Origin of the sequence: Rodentibacter heidelbergensis (assembly GCF_002000125.1) — a bacterium.
Classification (GTDB): Bacteria; Pseudomonadota; Gammaproteobacteria; order Enterobacterales; family Pasteurellaceae; genus Rodentibacter; species Rodentibacter heidelbergensis.
The window spans coordinates 15,169-32,464 of sequence record NZ_MLHH01000020.1 but is presented as its reverse complement, the minus strand read 5'-3'; the positions used below and the strand labels follow the sequence as shown (position 1 = coordinate 32,464).

17 protein-coding genes and 1 pseudogene are annotated in these 17,296 nt (G+C 41.0%); 8 read left to right on the top strand and 10 right to left on the bottom strand.

All coding sequences use genetic code 11. The features are described from left to right. The 4 genes and pseudogenes from BKK48_RS08240 to BKK48_RS08225 all read right to left on the bottom strand — a co-directional run. Positions 1–148, bottom strand: a pseudogene (locus tag BKK48_RS08240) (IS1595 family transposase); the annotation flags it as partial. Positions 149–206: 58 nt separating this feature from the next. Further along, positions 207–554: an ArsC family reductase gene (locus BKK48_RS08235; protein ID WP_077427725.1), complete on the bottom strand. Its 348-nt coding sequence runs from the start codon at positions 552–554 to the stop codon at positions 207–209. Positions 555–620: 66 nt separating this feature from the next. After that, positions 621–2,501, bottom strand: coding sequence for a molecular chaperone HtpG (gene htpG, locus BKK48_RS08230; protein ID WP_077427723.1), 1,881 nt, complete (start codon positions 2,499–2,501; stop codon positions 621–623). 206 nt (positions 2,502–2,707) lie between these two features. Beyond that, on the bottom strand, positions 2,708–3,496 hold the full coding sequence (locus BKK48_RS08225) for an IclR family transcriptional regulator (RefSeq protein ID WP_077427721.1): 789 nt from the start codon (positions 3,494–3,496) through the stop codon (positions 2,708–2,710). Positions 3,497–3,697: 201 nt separating this feature from the next. Here BKK48_RS08225 and yiaK point away from each other — a divergent pair, with 201 nt between their 5' ends. From yiaK to BKK48_RS08195, 6 genes are all read left to right on the top strand, one after another. After that, the gene (yiaK, locus tag BKK48_RS08220) at positions 3,698–4,696 is read left to right on the top strand and encodes a 3-dehydro-L-gulonate 2-dehydrogenase (protein WP_077427719.1); all 999 of its coding nucleotides are present in this window, start codon (positions 3,698–3,700) and stop codon (positions 4,694–4,696) included. Between the two features lie 112 nt (positions 4,697–4,808). Then, positions 4,809–5,282: a NanQ anomerase/TabA/YiaL family protein gene (locus tag BKK48_RS08215; RefSeq protein WP_077427717.1), complete on the top strand. Its 474-nt coding sequence runs from the start codon at positions 4,809–4,811 to the stop codon at positions 5,280–5,282. Beyond that, a complete protein-coding gene (locus tag BKK48_RS08210; RefSeq protein WP_077427715.1) occupies positions 5,279–5,761 on the top strand; it encodes a TRAP transporter small permease in 483 nt (160 codons plus the stop codon). The genes BKK48_RS08215 and BKK48_RS08210 overlap by 4 nt, the downstream gene beginning before the upstream one ends. Then, a complete protein-coding gene (locus BKK48_RS08205; protein ID WP_077427713.1) occupies positions 5,758–7,035 on the top strand; it encodes a TRAP transporter large permease subunit in 1,278 nt (425 codons plus the stop codon). The genes BKK48_RS08210 and BKK48_RS08205 overlap by 4 nt, the downstream gene beginning before the upstream one ends. Positions 7,036–7,078: 43 nt before the next feature. Continuing rightward, a complete protein-coding gene (locus tag BKK48_RS08200; protein WP_077427711.1) occupies positions 7,079–8,068 on the top strand; it encodes a TRAP transporter substrate-binding protein in 990 nt (329 codons plus the stop codon). Between the two features lie 55 nt (positions 8,069–8,123). Then, positions 8,124–9,581, top strand: coding sequence for an FGGY-family carbohydrate kinase (locus BKK48_RS08195; protein WP_077427709.1), 1,458 nt, complete (start codon positions 8,124–8,126; stop codon positions 9,579–9,581). A 101-nt stretch (positions 9,582–9,682) separates the two neighbouring features. On the opposite strand, the gene BKK48_RS08190 is transcribed toward BKK48_RS08195, so the two are convergent. The 5 genes from BKK48_RS08190 to BKK48_RS08170 all read right to left on the bottom strand — a co-directional run bounded on the left by BKK48_RS08190 (position 9,683) and on the right by BKK48_RS08170 (position 13,326). Continuing rightward, the gene (locus BKK48_RS08190; RefSeq protein WP_077427707.1) at positions 9,683–10,195 is read right to left on the bottom strand and encodes an opacity family porin; all 513 of its coding nucleotides are present in this window, start codon (positions 10,193–10,195) and stop codon (positions 9,683–9,685) included. A gap of 49 nt (positions 10,196–10,244) precedes the next feature. Then, positions 10,245–10,760 carry a SprT family zinc-dependent metalloprotease gene (locus BKK48_RS08185; RefSeq protein WP_077427705.1) on the bottom strand — a complete coding sequence of 172 codons (516 nt, stop codon included), beginning with the start codon at positions 10,758–10,760 and terminating at the stop codon, positions 10,245–10,247. A 147-nt stretch (positions 10,761–10,907) separates the two neighbouring features. Beyond that, entirely contained in the window at positions 10,908–11,246 is a 339-nt protein-coding gene (locus BKK48_RS09905) for a hypothetical protein (RefSeq protein ID WP_143538843.1), read from the bottom strand. 276 nt (positions 11,247–11,522) lie between these two features. Next, complete coding sequence (gene metK, locus BKK48_RS08175) at positions 11,523–12,677, bottom strand: methionine adenosyltransferase (protein ID WP_077415478.1); 1,155 nt, start codon at positions 12,675–12,677, stop codon at positions 11,523–11,525. A gap of 76 nt (positions 12,678–12,753) precedes the next feature. Next, entirely contained in the window at positions 12,754–13,326 is a 573-nt protein-coding gene (locus BKK48_RS08170; protein ID WP_077427701.1) for an anthranilate synthase component II, read from the bottom strand. A gap of 56 nt (positions 13,327–13,382) precedes the next feature. Between BKK48_RS08170 and BKK48_RS08165 the strand changes: the two genes are divergently transcribed. Beyond that, a complete protein-coding gene (locus BKK48_RS08165) occupies positions 13,383–14,351 on the top strand; it encodes an aminodeoxychorismate synthase component I (protein WP_077427699.1) in 969 nt (322 codons plus the stop codon). Beyond that, positions 14,351–14,917: an aminotransferase class IV family protein gene (locus tag BKK48_RS08160; protein ID WP_077427697.1), complete on the top strand. Its 567-nt coding sequence runs from the start codon at positions 14,351–14,353 to the stop codon at positions 14,915–14,917. The genes BKK48_RS08165 and BKK48_RS08160 overlap by 1 nt, the downstream gene beginning before the upstream one ends. A 164-nt stretch (positions 14,918–15,081) precedes the next feature. Here BKK48_RS08160 and rlmKL read toward each other — a convergent pair whose 3' ends face one another. Continuing rightward, the gene (rlmKL, locus tag BKK48_RS08155) at positions 15,082–17,217 is read right to left on the bottom strand and encodes a bifunctional 23S rRNA (guanine(2069)-N(7))-methyltransferase RlmK/23S rRNA (guanine(2445)-N(2))-methyltransferase RlmL (protein ID WP_077427695.1); all 2,136 of its coding nucleotides are present in this window, start codon (positions 17,215–17,217) and stop codon (positions 15,082–15,084) included. Between the last annotated feature and the right edge of the window lie 79 nt (positions 17,218–17,296).

Below are 17,296 nucleotides of genomic sequence, written 5' to 3'. Positions count from 1 at the left end.
AGATGAGTAATCGTAGACGATGGAAGTAATAGGCTGCGGTCGTTTTGTTTACATTTACCAATTCAGAGGCTGTTCGAGCAGTAACACCTACAACAAATAGCTCAATAAGTTTATTTTGTTTGTGCTGACTTAGACGACTTTTTCTCATTTGGCTATCTTAACCTAAATAGAGTTTTTAGTCGTTATCTAGGACAGCCCCTAATAAATTATTGACCAAATGCCGCTTGGTATTCTTTTTCATTAAACCCAATCAATGCTTTCCCTTCCTGCATAACAATCGGGCGTTTGATTAACGTTGGGTTCTGTGCAAGCACAGAAAGTGCGGTCGTTTTTGACAATGTTTCTTTCACCTCATCGGCTAAATTCCGCCAAGTAGTACTGCGTTTATTCACCAGATTTTCCCAACCAAATTGGGCTTCCGCCTGCTCTAAAAAATCGCTATCCAAACCCTCCACACGATAATCATGCAATTTATGCTCAATATGGTGATCTGCCAGCCATTTCAATGCCTTCTTCACCGTGTCGCAGTTTTTAATGCCGTAAACAATAATCATAAAATCTCCTCAAATAAAAAATCCTCAATCTCATTAGACTGAGGATTTTAACCGAAACTAAGCAGATTAGCCTAACAACTTATTCACTCGTTTAATAAAGGCTACCGGATTTTCTAAAGCGCCACGCTCGGCAAGCATGGCTTGTTCAAGCAATAATTCGATCCAGTCGGCAAACTCAGCTTCGTCTGCCATATCCGCCACTTTTTTCACGAGGTGATGTTCCGGATTAAGCTCAAAAGTGTATTTCACTTCCGGTACAGGTTGACCTGCAGCGGCGAAGAGTTTCGCCATTTGGGTGGTCATTTGATCGTTATCGGTGGAAACCACTGCCGGGGTGTCCGTTAAACGATGGGTTAAACGCACCGCTTTGACACGATCGCCTAATAAGGTTTTCACCCGTTCTACAAAACTTTCAAAGGCTTTATCCTGCTCTTTTTGCTCAGCTTCCTCTTTATCGGCTAAATCGCCCAAATCTAAATCGGCTTTGCTAATAGTTTGTAATGGTTTTCCATCAAACTCTGTTAAGTAGCTCAGCATCCATTCATCAATACGATCGGATAATAATAAGACTTCAATGCCTTTTTTATTGAATAATTCCAAATGCGGGCTATTTTTCGCTGCGACATAGCTATCCGCTGTGATGTAATAAATGGCTTTTTGCCCTTCTTTCATGCGGGATACATAATCTTCCAACGAAACGGTTTGCTCGCTGCTGTCGTTGTGGGTGGAAGCAAAACGTAACAATTTCGCAATGGTTTCTTTGTTGCCAAAGTCTTCTGCCGGGCCTTCTTTTAACACTAAGCAAAATTCTTTCCAGAATTGTTGGTATTTTTCTGCGTCGTCTTTCGCCAATTTTTCCAACATTTGGAGAGAGCGTTTGGTTAGGGCTTTGCGTAATGCTGCAGTGATTTTATTGTCTTGTAAAATTTCACGGGAAACGTTTAGCGGTAAATCATTGCTATCAATTAAACCACGCATAAAACGCAGATAATTCGGCATAAATTGTTCCGCATCATCCATAATGAACACCCGTTGAACATAGAGTTTCAAACCGTGTTTATGCTCACGATTAAATAAATCCCAAGGGGCTTTAGACGGCACATAAAGCAAACTGGTGTATTCCTGATTACCTTCCACTTTGTTGTGCGCCCACAAAAGCGGATCGGTGAAATCGTGACTTAAGTGTTTGTAAAATTCTTTATATTCCTCATCGGAAATGTCATTTTTACTGCGAGTCCAAAGGGCATCAGATTTATTGATTTTTTCCCATTTTTCACCGGTTTCTTTTCCTTCGTCATCATATTCTTTGGTCAGCATTTCCACCGGAAGACCGATATGATCGGAATATTTGCCAATCACCTCACGCAAACGCCATTCATTTAAGAATTCTTTTTCATCCTCACGCAAATGCAAAATCACATCCGTACCACGGGATTTTTTCTCAATATCCGCAACGGAATATTCCCCTTCGCCGGCAGATACCCAAATCACCGCTTTATCTGCCGGTTCGCCTGCAGCACGGGTTTTCACTGTGACCTTATCTGCCACAATAAAGGCAGAATAGAAGCCCACACCGAATTGGCCGATAAGTTGGCTGTCTTTAGCTTGATCGCTGCCCAATGCATTCAAGAACTCTTTCGTGCCGGATTTGGCAATCGTTCCTAAATGATCGATCACCTGCTCACGGGTCATCCCGATACCGTTATCACTGATGGTTAATGTACCTTTGTCGCTATCAAAACTAATCCGCACGCGTAATTCGCCGTCATTTTCATAAAGTGCAGGGTTAGAAAGGGCTTTAAAACGGAGCTTATCCGCCGCATCGGAGGCATTGGAAATCAGCTCACGCAAGAAAATTTCTTTATTGGAATATAAAGAATGAATCATTAATTGTAAGAGTTGTTTAACTTCCGATTGAAAGCCACGGGTTTCTTGGTTTTGAGACATAACTTTTCCTTTATAAAATAAGTGATGAACCCCACAGATATAAGAATGAAAACAGAATTTTCAACCCTCTATCCCGAATAAATATCCATCAACGGTCTGGCTAAAAGTGCGGTGAAATTTTTGCCTGTTTTTGGCATTGTGACTCAAATAGACAAACACAATCATATCAACGATATAACAACTACAAAGCCAAAACCAAGCGCACGTTATTCCCCCGTATAGCCAAGCTCTTTGGAAATATCCAGTGCAGTTTTTCTGATTTCCTTAAGGAAGAAATCAATGCCGATTTTTTTCAATTTATAGGTTGACATGGATACGGAAACCGCATAATCCACTTGGTTAAAAGAATCGAAGATCGGGCAAGCGATACACACCACCCCAATTTCATTTTCTTCTTTATCCATCGCAAATTGATTTTCTCGGACACTGTCGAGTTCCGCTTCCATTTCATCTAGTTGAGTAATGGTATTTTTCGTCAGTTGTTGAATAATGGTTTGATGTCTTTGCCAATAATCCGACAGATTGTCCACTTTTTTAGGGTAAGCCAAATAAAGTTTTCCCATAGCCGAACAATAAAGCTGGATATGTTGGCCAATATAGGCTCGGGTTTTTAGCATACCGTGGGTGGGTTCCAACTTATAAATCATAATCGCTTTATCTTCCTCTCTTTGGGAAAAATTGACGGTTTCTCCCAAACTGAGATTAAGCTGCTCCAGATAAGGCGAAGCCACATTAATGATATTCATTGAAGTGAGCATTTTTTGCCCGATACTGAGGCATTTTATACTTAGCCGATAACTCCCCGATGTGGCGGCCGGTTTCACATACCCCTCACTTTGCAAACCTTGTAAAAGGCGGTGAACGGTGCTTTTATTCAACCCTGAAATTTCGGTTAATTTCGCTAATGGGCAACCATTAGGAAAATCACTTAAAATATCGAGAAGTCTAAGCCCTCTGATGAGGCTTTGATTACCTGTTATTTTTTCTTCTGCCATATTGCTCTCCTTTTTAAACATTATATTTCATAATATGAAATCTCAATTCACAAAAATGAGATCTCAATCACAGAATAGAGAATTTCTTTTTATCCTATTGATTTTAAAAGATTTTAATCTCATTACAAAAATTGACTTACGCTCCGCTTGATTATATATTCTGAAATACAGTTTTACTATTTGAAATTTTAGAGGTGTTCAATGAGAGTTTCTTATTCTGATCTCAAAGCGGAATTCAAACGTGTACTCCTTTCCCGTCATGTTCGTGAAGACATTGCGGAAGAATGTGCCACTGTCTTTGCCGATACCACACAAGCCGGGGCTTATTCTCACGGGGTTAATCGCTTCCCTCGTTTTATTCAACAACTTGAAAACGGCGATATTGTACCAGAAGCCGAACCGACTAAAGTACTCTCATTGGGTGCGATTGAACAGTGGGATGCCCACCAAGCCATTGGGAATTTAACCGCTCAAAAAATGATGGATCGTGCCATGGCGCTTGCCGCTCAAAATGGGATTGGCGTGGTGGCATTGCGTAACGCTAACCATTGGATGCGTGGCGGTTCTTATGGATGGCAAGCCGCAGAAAAAGGCTATATCGGGATTTGCTGGACAAATGCCCTTGCGGTAATGCCACCATGGGGTGCCAAAGAATGTCGCATCGGTACAAATCCTTTAATCATCGCTGTTCCCACCAATCCTATCACTATGGTGGATATGTCTTGCTCAATGTACTCTTACGGCATGTTAGAAGTGCATCGCCTACAAGGTCGCCAAACCCTTGTTGATGCAGGCTTTGATGATGAGGGCAATCCAACCCGTGATCCGGCAACGGTGGAAAGAAATCGCCGTTTAATGCCAATGGGATTTTGGAAAGGTTCCGGCTTATCCATTGTCTTAGATATGATCGCCACACTGCTTTCCAATGGGGAATCCACTGTTGCCGTTACCGAAGATAAAGATGATGAATACTGTGTTTCCCAAGTATTCATTGCCATTGAAGTAGATCGTCTTATTGACGGTAAAACGAAAGATGAAAAACTTCAACGTATTATGGACTATGTGAAAACCGCAGAACGAGCCGACCCGAATGTCGAAATCCGTTTACCGGGACATGAATTTACGCAAATTTTGGCAGATAACAAAGCCAATGGTATTCCGGTGGACGAAACGGTTTGGGCAAAACTCAAATCCCTTTAAAAGTGCGGTCATAAAAAATAGCGTTTTTAAAGGCAGGTTTCCCCTCAAAAGAGGGGAAAAATAAATAAGGCGTTTTGTGAATAATTTTCCAAGTATTTTTTAGGGGGAGCTGATGATTTTCGGTCATATTTCTCATATCGTGGCAAACCGTTATCCCAAAGCGATTGTTGCCGCACTCAACTACCTCAAACAAACCGACTTTGATCAACTGGCAAGCGGACGCTATCCACTGAAAGGCAAATCTTATGTGCAGGTACTTGATCTTACCACCTCCCCCGAAGAAACCCATTTACCCGAAGTGCATCGTCAATATATTGATGTGCAATATTGGCATAGCGGAATAGAGAGAATGAGAGTTGCAACGGATCGGGGCCATCATCAAGTTGCTGAAAGCTATGATGCAGAGCGTGATATTCTCTTTTATACCCAAGTCGAAAATGAGCAAGAATTGTTATGCCATCCGGGCAATTTTGCCGTTTTCTTTCCGGAAGATGCCCATCGAAGCGCTTGTAAAGAAAATGAAACTTCAAGAATTCGTAAAGTGGTGGTGAAAGTCGCGATTGATGACCTTGAGGAGGAACAATGAAAGCCTTGGCTCAATTTGTTGGAAAAGCATTAGAAGCCCTTGTGGTGTTTATTTTATCGGTGATGTCGATTTTGGTGTTTCTTAATGTCGTATTGCGTTACGGCTTTAACAGCAGTATTAGCGTGACAGAAGAAGTGTCCCGCTATATGTTTATCTGGCTCACTTTTTTGGCGGCCGTATTGGCATTTAATGAAAATCGCCATGTTAACGTCACCATTTTAACCGATAAGCTCTCCCCAAATAGACGGAATATATTAGGTGTTGTGACAGATAGCATCATGCTTTATTGTTGCTATTTGATTGTGGATGGCAGCTGGATTCAGTTCCAATTAAATTGGACGAATCTTGCCCCAATTTCCGGTTTACCACAAGGCATCACTTATCTTGCCAGTGTTGTCGCAGGAACTTTAATCGGCCTCTTGCTTATCGCTCGCCTTATTAGCCGAATCACATTATTAACGAAAGGAGAGAAAGCATGATTGTCGTTATTTTCCTCTCAGTATTGCTTGCAGCCATTATCTTGGGTATTCCCGTTGCCTTCTCATTGTTAGTCTGCGGCATTGCCTTAATGATTCAACTGGACTTATTTGATTCGCAAATTTTGGCGCAGCATTTAGTCAGTGGTGCCGATAGCTTTTCGTTAATGGCAATTCCTTTCTTTATTCTTGCCGGTGAAATTATGAATGAAGGAGGATTATCAAAACGCATTATTGACTTACCAATGAAATTAGTCGGTCATAAACGGGGTGGCTTGGGCTTTGTTGCGATTATCGCTGCCATGATTATGGCAAGCCTTTCAGGCTCTGCCGTTGCAGATACCGCTGCGGTGGCCGCCATGTTATTACCGATGATGAAAACCACCGGCTACCCTGTTGATAAATCTGCGGGTTTGATCGGTACAGCAGGAATTATTGCTCCGATTATTCCTCCGTCTATTCCTTTTATCGTATTTGGGGTGGCAAGTGGTGTTTCTATTACAAAACTTTTCTTAGCCGGTATATTCCCCGGTTTAATGATGGGGGTCATGCTCGCACTACTTTGGTGGTGGCAAGCCAAACGCTTAGATTTGATGACCTTCTCAAAAGCAACAAAAGAGGAATTATGTATTTCCTTTAAAAACAGTATTTGGGCGTTGTTACTACCGGTTATCATCATCGGTGGTTTCCGCTCAGGGATCTTCACCCCAACGGAAGCCGGTGTTGTGGCTGCATTTTATGCGTTAATTGTTTCACTCTTTATTTATCGTGAATTAAAAATCAAAGATTTATACCGTGTGATCCTTGCTGCTGCGAAAACCACGGCTGTTGTGATGTTCTTAGTCGCCGCAGCCAATGTGACCGGTTGGCTCATCACCGTTGCAGAATTACCGCAAATCATGACGGAATTCTTAGAACCGTTAATTGATAATCCAACCTTATTGTTAATCGTCATTATGATTTCGGTATTCATTATTGGTATGGTGATGGATCTCACACCGACCGTGCTTATTTTAACACCGGTATTAATGCCTTTAGTAGAAGAAGCCGGTATCGATCCGGTCTATTTTGGGGTGTTATTTATCTTAAACACGTCCATCGGTTTAATCACCCCACCAGTGGGCAATGTATTAAATGTGATTACAGGGGTTTCTAAACTCCCCTTTGAACAATCCGCAAAAGGCATCCTGCCTTATATGGGAATGATGGTTATCTTATTGTTTTTATTTATCTTCTTTCCATCATTAATTTTAGTGCCATTACAATGGATGCTGTAAACAGACAATCGTATTCTCAACCACGCTCAATTAGGAGAACATTATGAAACGTTTTAATATGAAATTTTTAGCCACATTAGTTGCTGGTGCAGCCGTATTAACAACCTCAGCGGTTTCAGCAGAAACCAGTTTACGATTTGGCTATGAAGCACCGCGTAGCGATACTCAACATATTGCAGCAAAAAAATTTAATGAATTATTGGCTGAAAAAACCAAAGGGGAAATTAAATTAAAATTATTCCCTGATAGCACCCTAGGCAATGCACAAACCATGATTGCCGGTGTTCGTGGTGGCACCATTGATCTTGAAATGTCCGGCTCACCAAACTTCACCGGATTAGTTCCTGCCTTAAATGTAATTGATATTCCGTTTATTTTTAAAAACCGTGAACACGTTTATAAAGTCTTAGACGGTGAAATTGGTGAAAACCTATTAAAAGCTCTGGAAGAAAAAGGCCTTAAAGGATTGGCGTTTTGGGATGTGGGCTTTAGAGCGTTCTCGAACTCTAAACATACCATGACCAAACCTGAAGATGTGAAAGGTTTAAAAGTTCGCACCAACCAAAACCCGATGTACATTGAAGCCTTTAGCCTGTTAGGTGCAAACCCTGTGCCAATGCCATTGGCTGAACTCTACACCGCATTAGAAACCAAAGCAGTGGATGCACAAGAACACCCGATTGGTATTTTCTGGTCTTCTAAATTATATGAAGTACAAAAATACTTAACCCTCAGTAACCATGGCTACACCCCACTCATTGTGGTGATGAATAAAGCCAAATTTGATGCACTTTCACCTGAATTACAACAAGCTATTGTCGCTTCCGCAAAAGAAGCCGGGGCTTTCCAACGTGATCTGAACGTTAAAAATGAGCAAGAAATTATTGCGAAATTGCGTAAAGAAGGGATTGAAGTAACAGAAACCATCGATCCTGCACCGTTTAAAGCCATCATTGAAGAAAAAGTACGCAAATCTTACATTGAAAAACACGGTGATAGCTTGGTTAATCAAATTGATGCACTCGCTAAATAAGATCATCAATCACAAGCAGCCTCAAATGGCTGCTTGTCTTTTCTATTGAGGTGTTATGAATTATTACTTAGGTATTGATTGCGGTGGAACCTTTATAAAAGCCGCATTATTTGATAGCACAGGAAAACTGCAGGGTATCGCACGCCAAAATGTATCGGTTATTAGCGAGCAATCCGGCTATGCCGAACGGGATCCGCAAGCCTTATGGCAAATCACCGCACAAGTGGTGAAAACAGCCATTGAACAAAGCCAGGTTGATGCCCAACAAATTAAAGCCATTGGCATTTCTGCCCAAGGCAAAGGGGCCTTTTTTTTAGATAAAAATCACCGCCCTTTAGGACGCGCCATTTTATCCTCCGATCAACGTTCCTTAGAAATTGTCAAAAAGTGGCAGGCGGAGCAAATTCCGGAAAAACTTTATCCCTTAACCCGACAAACATTATGGACCGGCCACCCGGTTTCCATTCTTCGTTGGCTGAAAGAGCATGAGCGGGAACGCTACGATCGTATCGGCTGCATTTTAATGTCGCATGATTACCTACGCTTTTGCTTAACCGGTGAATTATTTTGCGAAGAAACCAATATTTCCGAGTCCAATCTCTATAATATGGAAACCGGTCAATATGATATTCAACTGGCGAAATTATTAGGCATAGAGGAAGTTTTTGATAAATTGCCGCCTATCATCAAACCTAATGAAATTGCTGGTTATATCACCGCAAAAGCGGCTGAAATGACGGGCCTAGCAGAAGGCACACCGGTTGTTGGCGGATTATTTGATGTAGTTTCAACCGCACTTTGTGCTGGTTTAGAGGATGAAGAAAAACTCAATGTCGTGCTTGGCACTTGGTCTGTGGTGAGTGGGATTACCCCTCATATTGATGAAACCCAATCCATTCCTTTTGTCTATGGGCGCTATGTGGAAAAAAATCGATTTATTGTGCATGAAGCCAGCCCCACTTCATCGGGAAATTTAGAATGGTTTTTAAATCGTTTTAAACATCTGGATTATCAAACCCTCAATACCGCAATTGAAGCCTTACCTCCTGCCTCAAGCTCTGTGTTGTTCGTTCCTTTCCTCTATGGTTCTAATCGTAAATTAGGAATGCAAGCAGGCTTTTACGGATTGCAAGCTCATCATACGGAAATCCACTTACTTCAAGCTGTTTATGAGGGTGTGCTATTTAGTCTGATGCACCATTTAAAGCGAATGGCAAAACGTTTTCCTGATGCGACAGTACTGAGAGTAACAGGTGGCCCAACAAAATCAAAAATCTGGATGCAAATGTTAGCGGATTTAACGGGGATGAAATTAGAAATTCCTTTAGTTGAAGAAACCGGTTGTTTTGGTGCCGCTCTCGTGGCGATGGAAACAATTGAGGGAATGGATAAAAAGAGCCTACTAAATTCAGCAATGGAAACCTTTATGCCCAATAAAGCGAACTTCAACGCCTATCAGGAAAAATATCAACGTTATTTGAAATTTGTTCAGGCATTGGAAACTTTAGTTTAGCTCCATTTAACTCAAAAACCGTATTTGATTTCATCATCAAATACGGTTTTTATCGGTCTTTATTTCTAAATAAGCAGATTTTTGACCGCACTTATAGGCGATTAGAATTCGTAACCCAAACCCACTTTTGCCCCATAATTATTGACGTTAGTATCATCAAAGCTACCTAGACGGTTATATTCAACTGCCCCATTGGCATACCATTTTTCATCTAATTTATACTTAGCGCCGGCAACCATTCCATACCCCATTTTCGTATCAGAAGAACTTTTATAAGGTTGATCTGCACGATTATCATATTTAAATTTATTCGCCGCAACACGCGCACCAACATAAGGCTGCACATTGGAATTCACATCAAAATCATAAAACACCGAAGCCCCAACGCCTTGGATCTTCGCTCCCTCAATTTTGCCATGATGAGTGTAATCGCCTGCTACACGCATATTCCCTAATTTATAACCCACAGCAACTCGAGGTTCTACTCTCGTTTTACTGCTACCATTTGCTTTGGTTTTTGATACCCCAACATCCCCTTCAGCATAGATGCCGGCATTGGCTGTTAAAGTGATAGCAAAAGCCCCTAAAACCACAGCTAATAACGATTTTTTCATAAAAAGCTCCTTCATTTGATTGAGAATTAACAGTCAAAATATAACATAGCTACAACCTGTTTTCACCGACAAAAATCAGTTTCCCACGACATTTTCGACATAAATATTCCACACCTTCTTTTAAAATTCGATGATGGCGGCGAATCGTTAAAGCATGGGTTTGGCAGGCACAGCGATATTCAAAGGTTTTTCCCTGAACATTTTGCACATCAAATTGGTGGCAGGTGTCTGCCGGTAAATGAAAAACCTCATTCATCACAGCCTGCCATTCTTTACCATGGGGTTTAACCCGACCGAAAACTTGATAGACAATTAAATGCGCCAATTCATGAGGCACTACTTGATGAATGAACTCGTGCGTATTTTCAAGCAATAAAGTGCGGTTAAATTTGATTTCGTTTTTTTGCAAATACGCCACGCCGGCTTTCACCCCTCGCAAATCATAATTGACCGTCGGCATGGGAAATTCCCGTTTAAAATACTGTTCAGCAAACGCTAAAGACTCCGCCAATTTACGCAGAACCTGCATTTTTAAATGACGAAATTGAGTGTGTGATGAAAACATAATATTGAGAAAAAGAAAAAACCGCCAAAGAGCGGTTTAAATTTACCTAAGCATTGAGTTTATTTGTTAAATAAAAGTGATGAAATTCGTTGTTTTATCGCTTTTAACCTATTTTTATTGTGTTTTTCATTAAATGAACCAAATAATTCATCGTGATCCGCAAACATTCTTATTACTAATAATATCATCTGAAAAGGTAATGACAAGCAAGGGATCATAATTATCCGGTAATACCCGTGAATGAAATAAACCAATATAATAAGGCGATGAACCATATGCTGAATTCGTATCTTTTATCCTACCATAAGCGAAATCAACATTATCATGATAAATTTCAACATATTTCGCTAACTTCCATATTTTGACAAGTTGCTCAATCTCTTTCTGATAATCAAGAATAATATCTGCTGTATAACCAATTTTTTCACTAAGCTGATAAAAGTCGTGATTGATGATGACGTCTTTTATTTTTTTTCGGGTGATCATGGTTTAATTTGCCCGCTAAATGTTGAATAGCAAGAGACTGTAAAGCAGACGGTACATCATTCTCAAAAACTGAGACACCCTCAATCCCTTTTTTATCACTCTCTTTTAGCATTTTTTCAATATGTGAATTTATGCTCATAATTTCACCTCCCATCTGCTGTTCGACACTATAACCTGAGTTATTGTATAAATCAAACGAAAGACTTCAGAAGCTAATCACAATTTATCGAATAACTAAAACCGCCAAAATAGCGGTCTTAGTTAATTTATAATGGATTATTTCAACCCGGCTGCGGCTCGTAATTCTTCTGCACGATCGACTTTTTCCCATGGGAATTGCTCACGACCAAAATGACCATAAGCCGCTGTTTCACGATAAATCGGCTTAATCAAATCGAGCATTTTAATTAAACCATAAGGACGCAGATCAAAGAATTCACGCACTAATGCCACCAACAATTCATTGGCCACTTTACCCGTACCAAAGGTTTCCACCATAATGGAAGTGGGTTCTGCCACACCAATGGCATAAGAAAGTTGAATCTCACAACGATCTGCCAAACCGGCAGCCACAATATTTTTCGCCACATAACGTGCTGCATAAGCGGCTGAACGGTCTACTTTTGACGGGTCTTTACCGGAAAATGCCCCACCACCATGGCGTGCTGCGCCACCATAAGTATCCACAATGATTTTACGACCGGTTAAGCCACAATCGCCCATTGGTCCACCAATTACAAAACGCCCCGTTGGGTTGATGAAAAATTTGGTGTCTTTTGCAAGCCATTCACTTGGTAATACCGGTTTGATGATTTCTTCCATCACCCCTTCGTGGAGATCTTTTTGATTAATTTCTTCTGAATGTTGAGTAGAAAGCACCACCGCATCCACACCGACAATTTTGTTATTTTCGTATTTTAGCGTTACCTGGCTTTTCGCATCGGGACGCAACCAAGCTAATTTACCGCTTTTACGCACTTCTGCTTGTTTTTGCATGAGTCGATGCGCATAAGTAATAGCCGCCGGCATGAATACCTCTGTTTCATTGGTAGCATAACCGAACATAATTCCTTGGTCGCCCGCCCCTTGATCTAAAGGATTTTCACGATCCACGCCTTGATTAATATCTGCAGACTGCTTACCAATGGCATTTAATACCGCACAAGAATGGCCGTCAAAGCCCATATCGGAATGCTCATAACCAATATCACAAATGACTTTGCGGGTAAGGTTTTCGATATCCACCCACGCCGATGTGGTGATTTCACCGCCCACTAATGCCATACCAGTTTTCACATAGGTTTCACAGGCTACACGGGCTTTGGGATCTTGTTTTAAAATTTCATCAAGTACCGCATCAGAAATCTGATCGGCAATTTTATCCGGATGTCCTTCAGACACGGATTCCGAGGTAAATAAATAACTAGACATAATTTCTCTCTTTTCGATTTTAGAAGTATTGACGTATAGACGGCTATAATACGAATTTTATTTGAAGAATCAAGCCCTAATATGGGGTAATATTTAACCAATTTCGCAAAATTTGCTCGCCATATTCCGACATATAAGATTCCGGATGAAACTGGACGCCATAAATCGGTAAAGATTTATGCTGCATTGCCATCACCACATTTTCATCACAAACGGCGGTGATCGCGAATTCTTCGGGAAAATGTTCAGTCTGCACAGCCCAAGAATGGTATAACCCAATATCAAATTCCATGGGTAACCCTAAAAACAACGGTGAATTTGACCGCACTTTTAACCTCCGCTTTTGCCCATGGCGAACTTGTTCGAGGTTATAAAGCTTGCCGCCAAAAAACTCACACAAAGTTTGATGCCCTAAACATACGCCAAGTATGGATTTTTGCTGATGATACCGCTCCAACATCGCAAAAAGTTGAGGATAAGCCCTTGGCACATCAGGCCCCGGTGAAATTAAGATATGACTATAGGGTTCAGGCGTATTTTCTTGTAGTGCTTCCACATTTCGCACATCAAAAACTACACCAAGGGGGCGAACCAGCTCCACTAAATTGAAAGTGAAGGAATCGTGATTATCGATAATGAGTAATTTCATAACTGCTCAGCTTTCGTTATAATCGGGCAATTTTACGCTAAATTAGAAATAGCACAATGCAACATTTTATCCAACAAGCCAATCAGTATGGGGCAAAATCCCTCCCCTTCTTTTTTTTGATTGATTTTGAACAGCAAAAACCCTTAATTTTTCCTTTAGAAGAAGCCGCAAACCAAGGCATTTATTTTAATCTTCAAGGCCAAACCAACTATCTCGATAAAGCCCAACAAGCCATTTCTATTGAAAAACATCCTCCTGCTTTTGCTCAATATCAGCAACGTTTTGATGTGGTACAACAACAATTACAACAGGGAAACTCCTATTTATTAAATTTAACCTATCCCACTGAAATTACGGGAAATATTGATTTTGAATCGCTTTTTTATCAAGCGGATGCCCCTTATAAATTATGGTTAAAAAATCAATTTGTTTGCTTTTCACCGGAATGTTTTATCCATATTCAAAACAATAAAATTTTCACTTATCCCATGAAAGGCACAATCAACGCCGCTTTACCTGATGCGGAAAACCGGTTGTTAAATGATGAAAAAGAACAACGTGAGCACTACACCATTGTGGATTTAATGCGTAACGATTTAGCCATGGTGGCGAGCAATATTCAGGTCACCACATTCCGTTATGTCGATCGCATTGCTACGCAAAAAGGTGAAATTTTGCAGACAAGTTCGGAGATCTGCGGTGAATTAGACGAAAACTGGCAAGAAAATATTGGTGATTTGCTTGCTACATTATTACCGGCCGGATCGATTAGTGGTGCTCCCAAAGAAAAAACTGTACATATTATTCAACAAGCAGAACGCCAACCACGAGGTTATTACACCGGTATTTTTGGCCTTTTTGATGGTAAAAACCTACAAAGTGCCGTCGCGATTCGCTTTATCTCTCAGGTGGGCGACAAATATTATTTTCACAGCGGGGGCGGTATTACCATTCAAAGCCGTGTGGAAGATGAATACCAAGAATTACTCGAAAAAGTTTACTTACCGATTAAGGGGAAAAATTAATGTTTCCCCTATTTGAAACCCTTGCCATTGAACAGGGCAACATTCTCAACATTGAATATCATCAAGCCCGTTATGAACGAAGCTTGCGACAATTCTATGGCAAAAGTGCGGTCAAAATTTTCAATCTTTTTGGGCGAATCCAACTGCCATCTCACTTACAAAATCAATTGGTGCGTTGTCGTATTGATTACAATGCGGAAAGCACACAAATTCAGTATTTTGAATATAAGCGAAAAACCTACCGCACTTTTCAGCCCATTGTTTGTGATGAAATTGATTACAGCCTGAAATATGCCAATCGGGATTTGCTCAATTCTCTTTTCGCCCAACGGGGAAATTGCGATGAGATTATGATTATTAAACAGGGAAAGGTGACAGATTGTTCCATCGGCAATCTTATTTTCCGTCAAGGCAGTCAATGGCTCACGCCCGATACGCCGTTATTAGCCGGCACACAACGAGAAAAATTATTGCAGGAAGGCAAAATTAGAGAAGCCACAATTTATGCACAGGACATTGAAAAATTTGATGAAATAAGGATCATTAATGCAATGAATGGGTTATGAACTTGAGATTGGGTTGTAGGACACACTGCGTGTGTCCATAATAAAAATCCAAATTATTTTGATAGGTTAAAATTCGGACACTCGCAGTGTGTCCCTACATTTTGATAAAATTACGCGGAAAATCAATTCGTGAGTGAAGAATAAATCATTCACGCCACCCAGCACTATTTTTCCGTCACCAACCAACAATTATGAATTTGTTTGTTGCGTTCAAAATCCAGTGGTAAGGTTTTGTGGGAAATTTCCACTGCACTTAACCCCAATGCCTCCAGCCCGGCAAAATCCATTTTGAAGCCCCGTTTATTATTAGAAAAAACAATGGTGCCGCCTTGGCGTAAAATGCGTTTTAAATTTGTCATTAATTTAATGTGATCACGCTGAACATCCCAGCTGGCTTCCATGCGTTTTGAATTGGAAAAGGTGGGCGGATCCACAAAAATTAAATCAAACTGACGATCACATTTCTCCAACCATTGCAAACAATCCGCTTGGATTAGTTTGTGTTGTTTGCCTTCAAGATCATTCAAAATAAGATTTTGTTCTGCCCAGTTGAGATAGGTATTTGACATATCGACCGTAGTGGTGGATTTTGCACCGCCTAATGCCGCATGAACAGTGGCAGATCCCGTATAGGCAAACAAATTCAGGAAATCTTTCCCTTTCGCCAACTCCCCCACCATTTTTCGGGTGAGGCGATGATCTAAAAACAATCCGGTATCCAAATAATCCGTTAAATTGACCCAAAGTTGTGCACCGTATTCATTCACATAAAAATACTCGCCTTTATTGGCTAATTTTTCATATTGATTGGTACCCTTTTGCTTTTGGCGAACTTTTAAAATCAGTTTGTTGGTTTCCACAGCAGTCACGTTCAAAGTTGCCGTTACCGCATCCAACAAACGTTGGCGCGCTTTATTTTCATCAATATTTTTAGGGGCGGCATATTCTTGCACCACAATATGATCGGCATAACGATCCACCGCAAGGTTATATTCCGGCAAATCCGCATCATAAAGACGATAGGCATCTAATCCTTGCTGTTTCGCCCATTTTTCAATTTTCTTGATATTTTTTTGTAAGCGATTAGCGAAATCCACCGCCACTTCTGAAGTGCGGTTAAATTCAAGGGAATTTTTAAGATCACTTTCTTCGCTCATTCGAGCAGCAATCTGATAATTTTTCTGAACACAATCCAATGGCCCATTCTTCGCTTTGAATTGGCGATTGGCCCGCATTCTCAAACAATCCAGTAAAGTCGCTTCACTACTAAAAACCGAAGCATTCCACCCCCCAAAGGCTTTTTTCAAACGTTGTCCAAAGATGGAATAAAGGGCTATCAACGCCGGTGTCGTGCCTAAGCGTTCACCATAGGGCGGATTACAAATTACCGTGCCGACTTCATTCGGCGTTGGATTAATGAGGGCGGCCACATCACCTTGTTGCCATTTTATCAAATGTGCAACACCGGCATTTTTCGCATTGCGTTGGGCTTTTTTTAATACGCGATGATCGAGATCAAAGCCATAAAAGTGCGGTTGAATTTTGCCTTGTTTTTCTTCTGCCGCCAGAATGGCTTCATTCTTCACCTTTTCCCAAACCGTTTGATTATGTCCTTTCCAAAAATCGAATCCCCAATGTAGTCGATGTAATTGAGGGGCGATATGGGCTTCCATTTGTGCTGCTTCAATAAGCAATGTACCTGAGCCACACATAGGATCCACCAACGGTGTCCCCACTTTCCAACCGGAACGCAACACTATCGCCGCAGCCAAGGTTTCACGCAAAGGGGCTTGACCGGTATCTTCACGATAACCCCGTAAATGCAATGCTTCTCCGCTCAGATCAAGGGAAATCACGAATTCTTCACGATTCAAATAAGCATGAATACGCACATCCGGTTGCATTTTATCCACATTCGGGCGGGCTTTGCCTTGCCGTTCAAAGTAATCCACAATGCCGTCTTTCACCCGCATTGCGCCAAACTGAGTATGGCGAATTTCTCGGTTAGTGCCGTTAAAATCCACAAAAAAGGTGACTCGCTCATCAAAGTGTGCAAGCCAATTAAAGGCTGAAACCGCCGCATAGAGATCTAAATCACTGTAAATTTTGGTTTCAATTAAAGGCAATAAAATGCGTGAGGCAAGGCGGGACCAAAGCAAAGTACGATAAAGGGTTTCCTCATCGGCTTGAAAATGCACACCGCCCTGTACCACTTTGGTATCCAAAGCACCGAGCTCGGTTAGCTCAACTTTTAGCAGTTCTTCAAAGCCACGGGAGGTGGTGGCGAATAGTTGTTTCATTTGGGATCTCAAGAAAAAAATTTTGGCAATTATAACATAAGCTTGAAGGCTTTAATTGAAATAGATAATGACATTATTT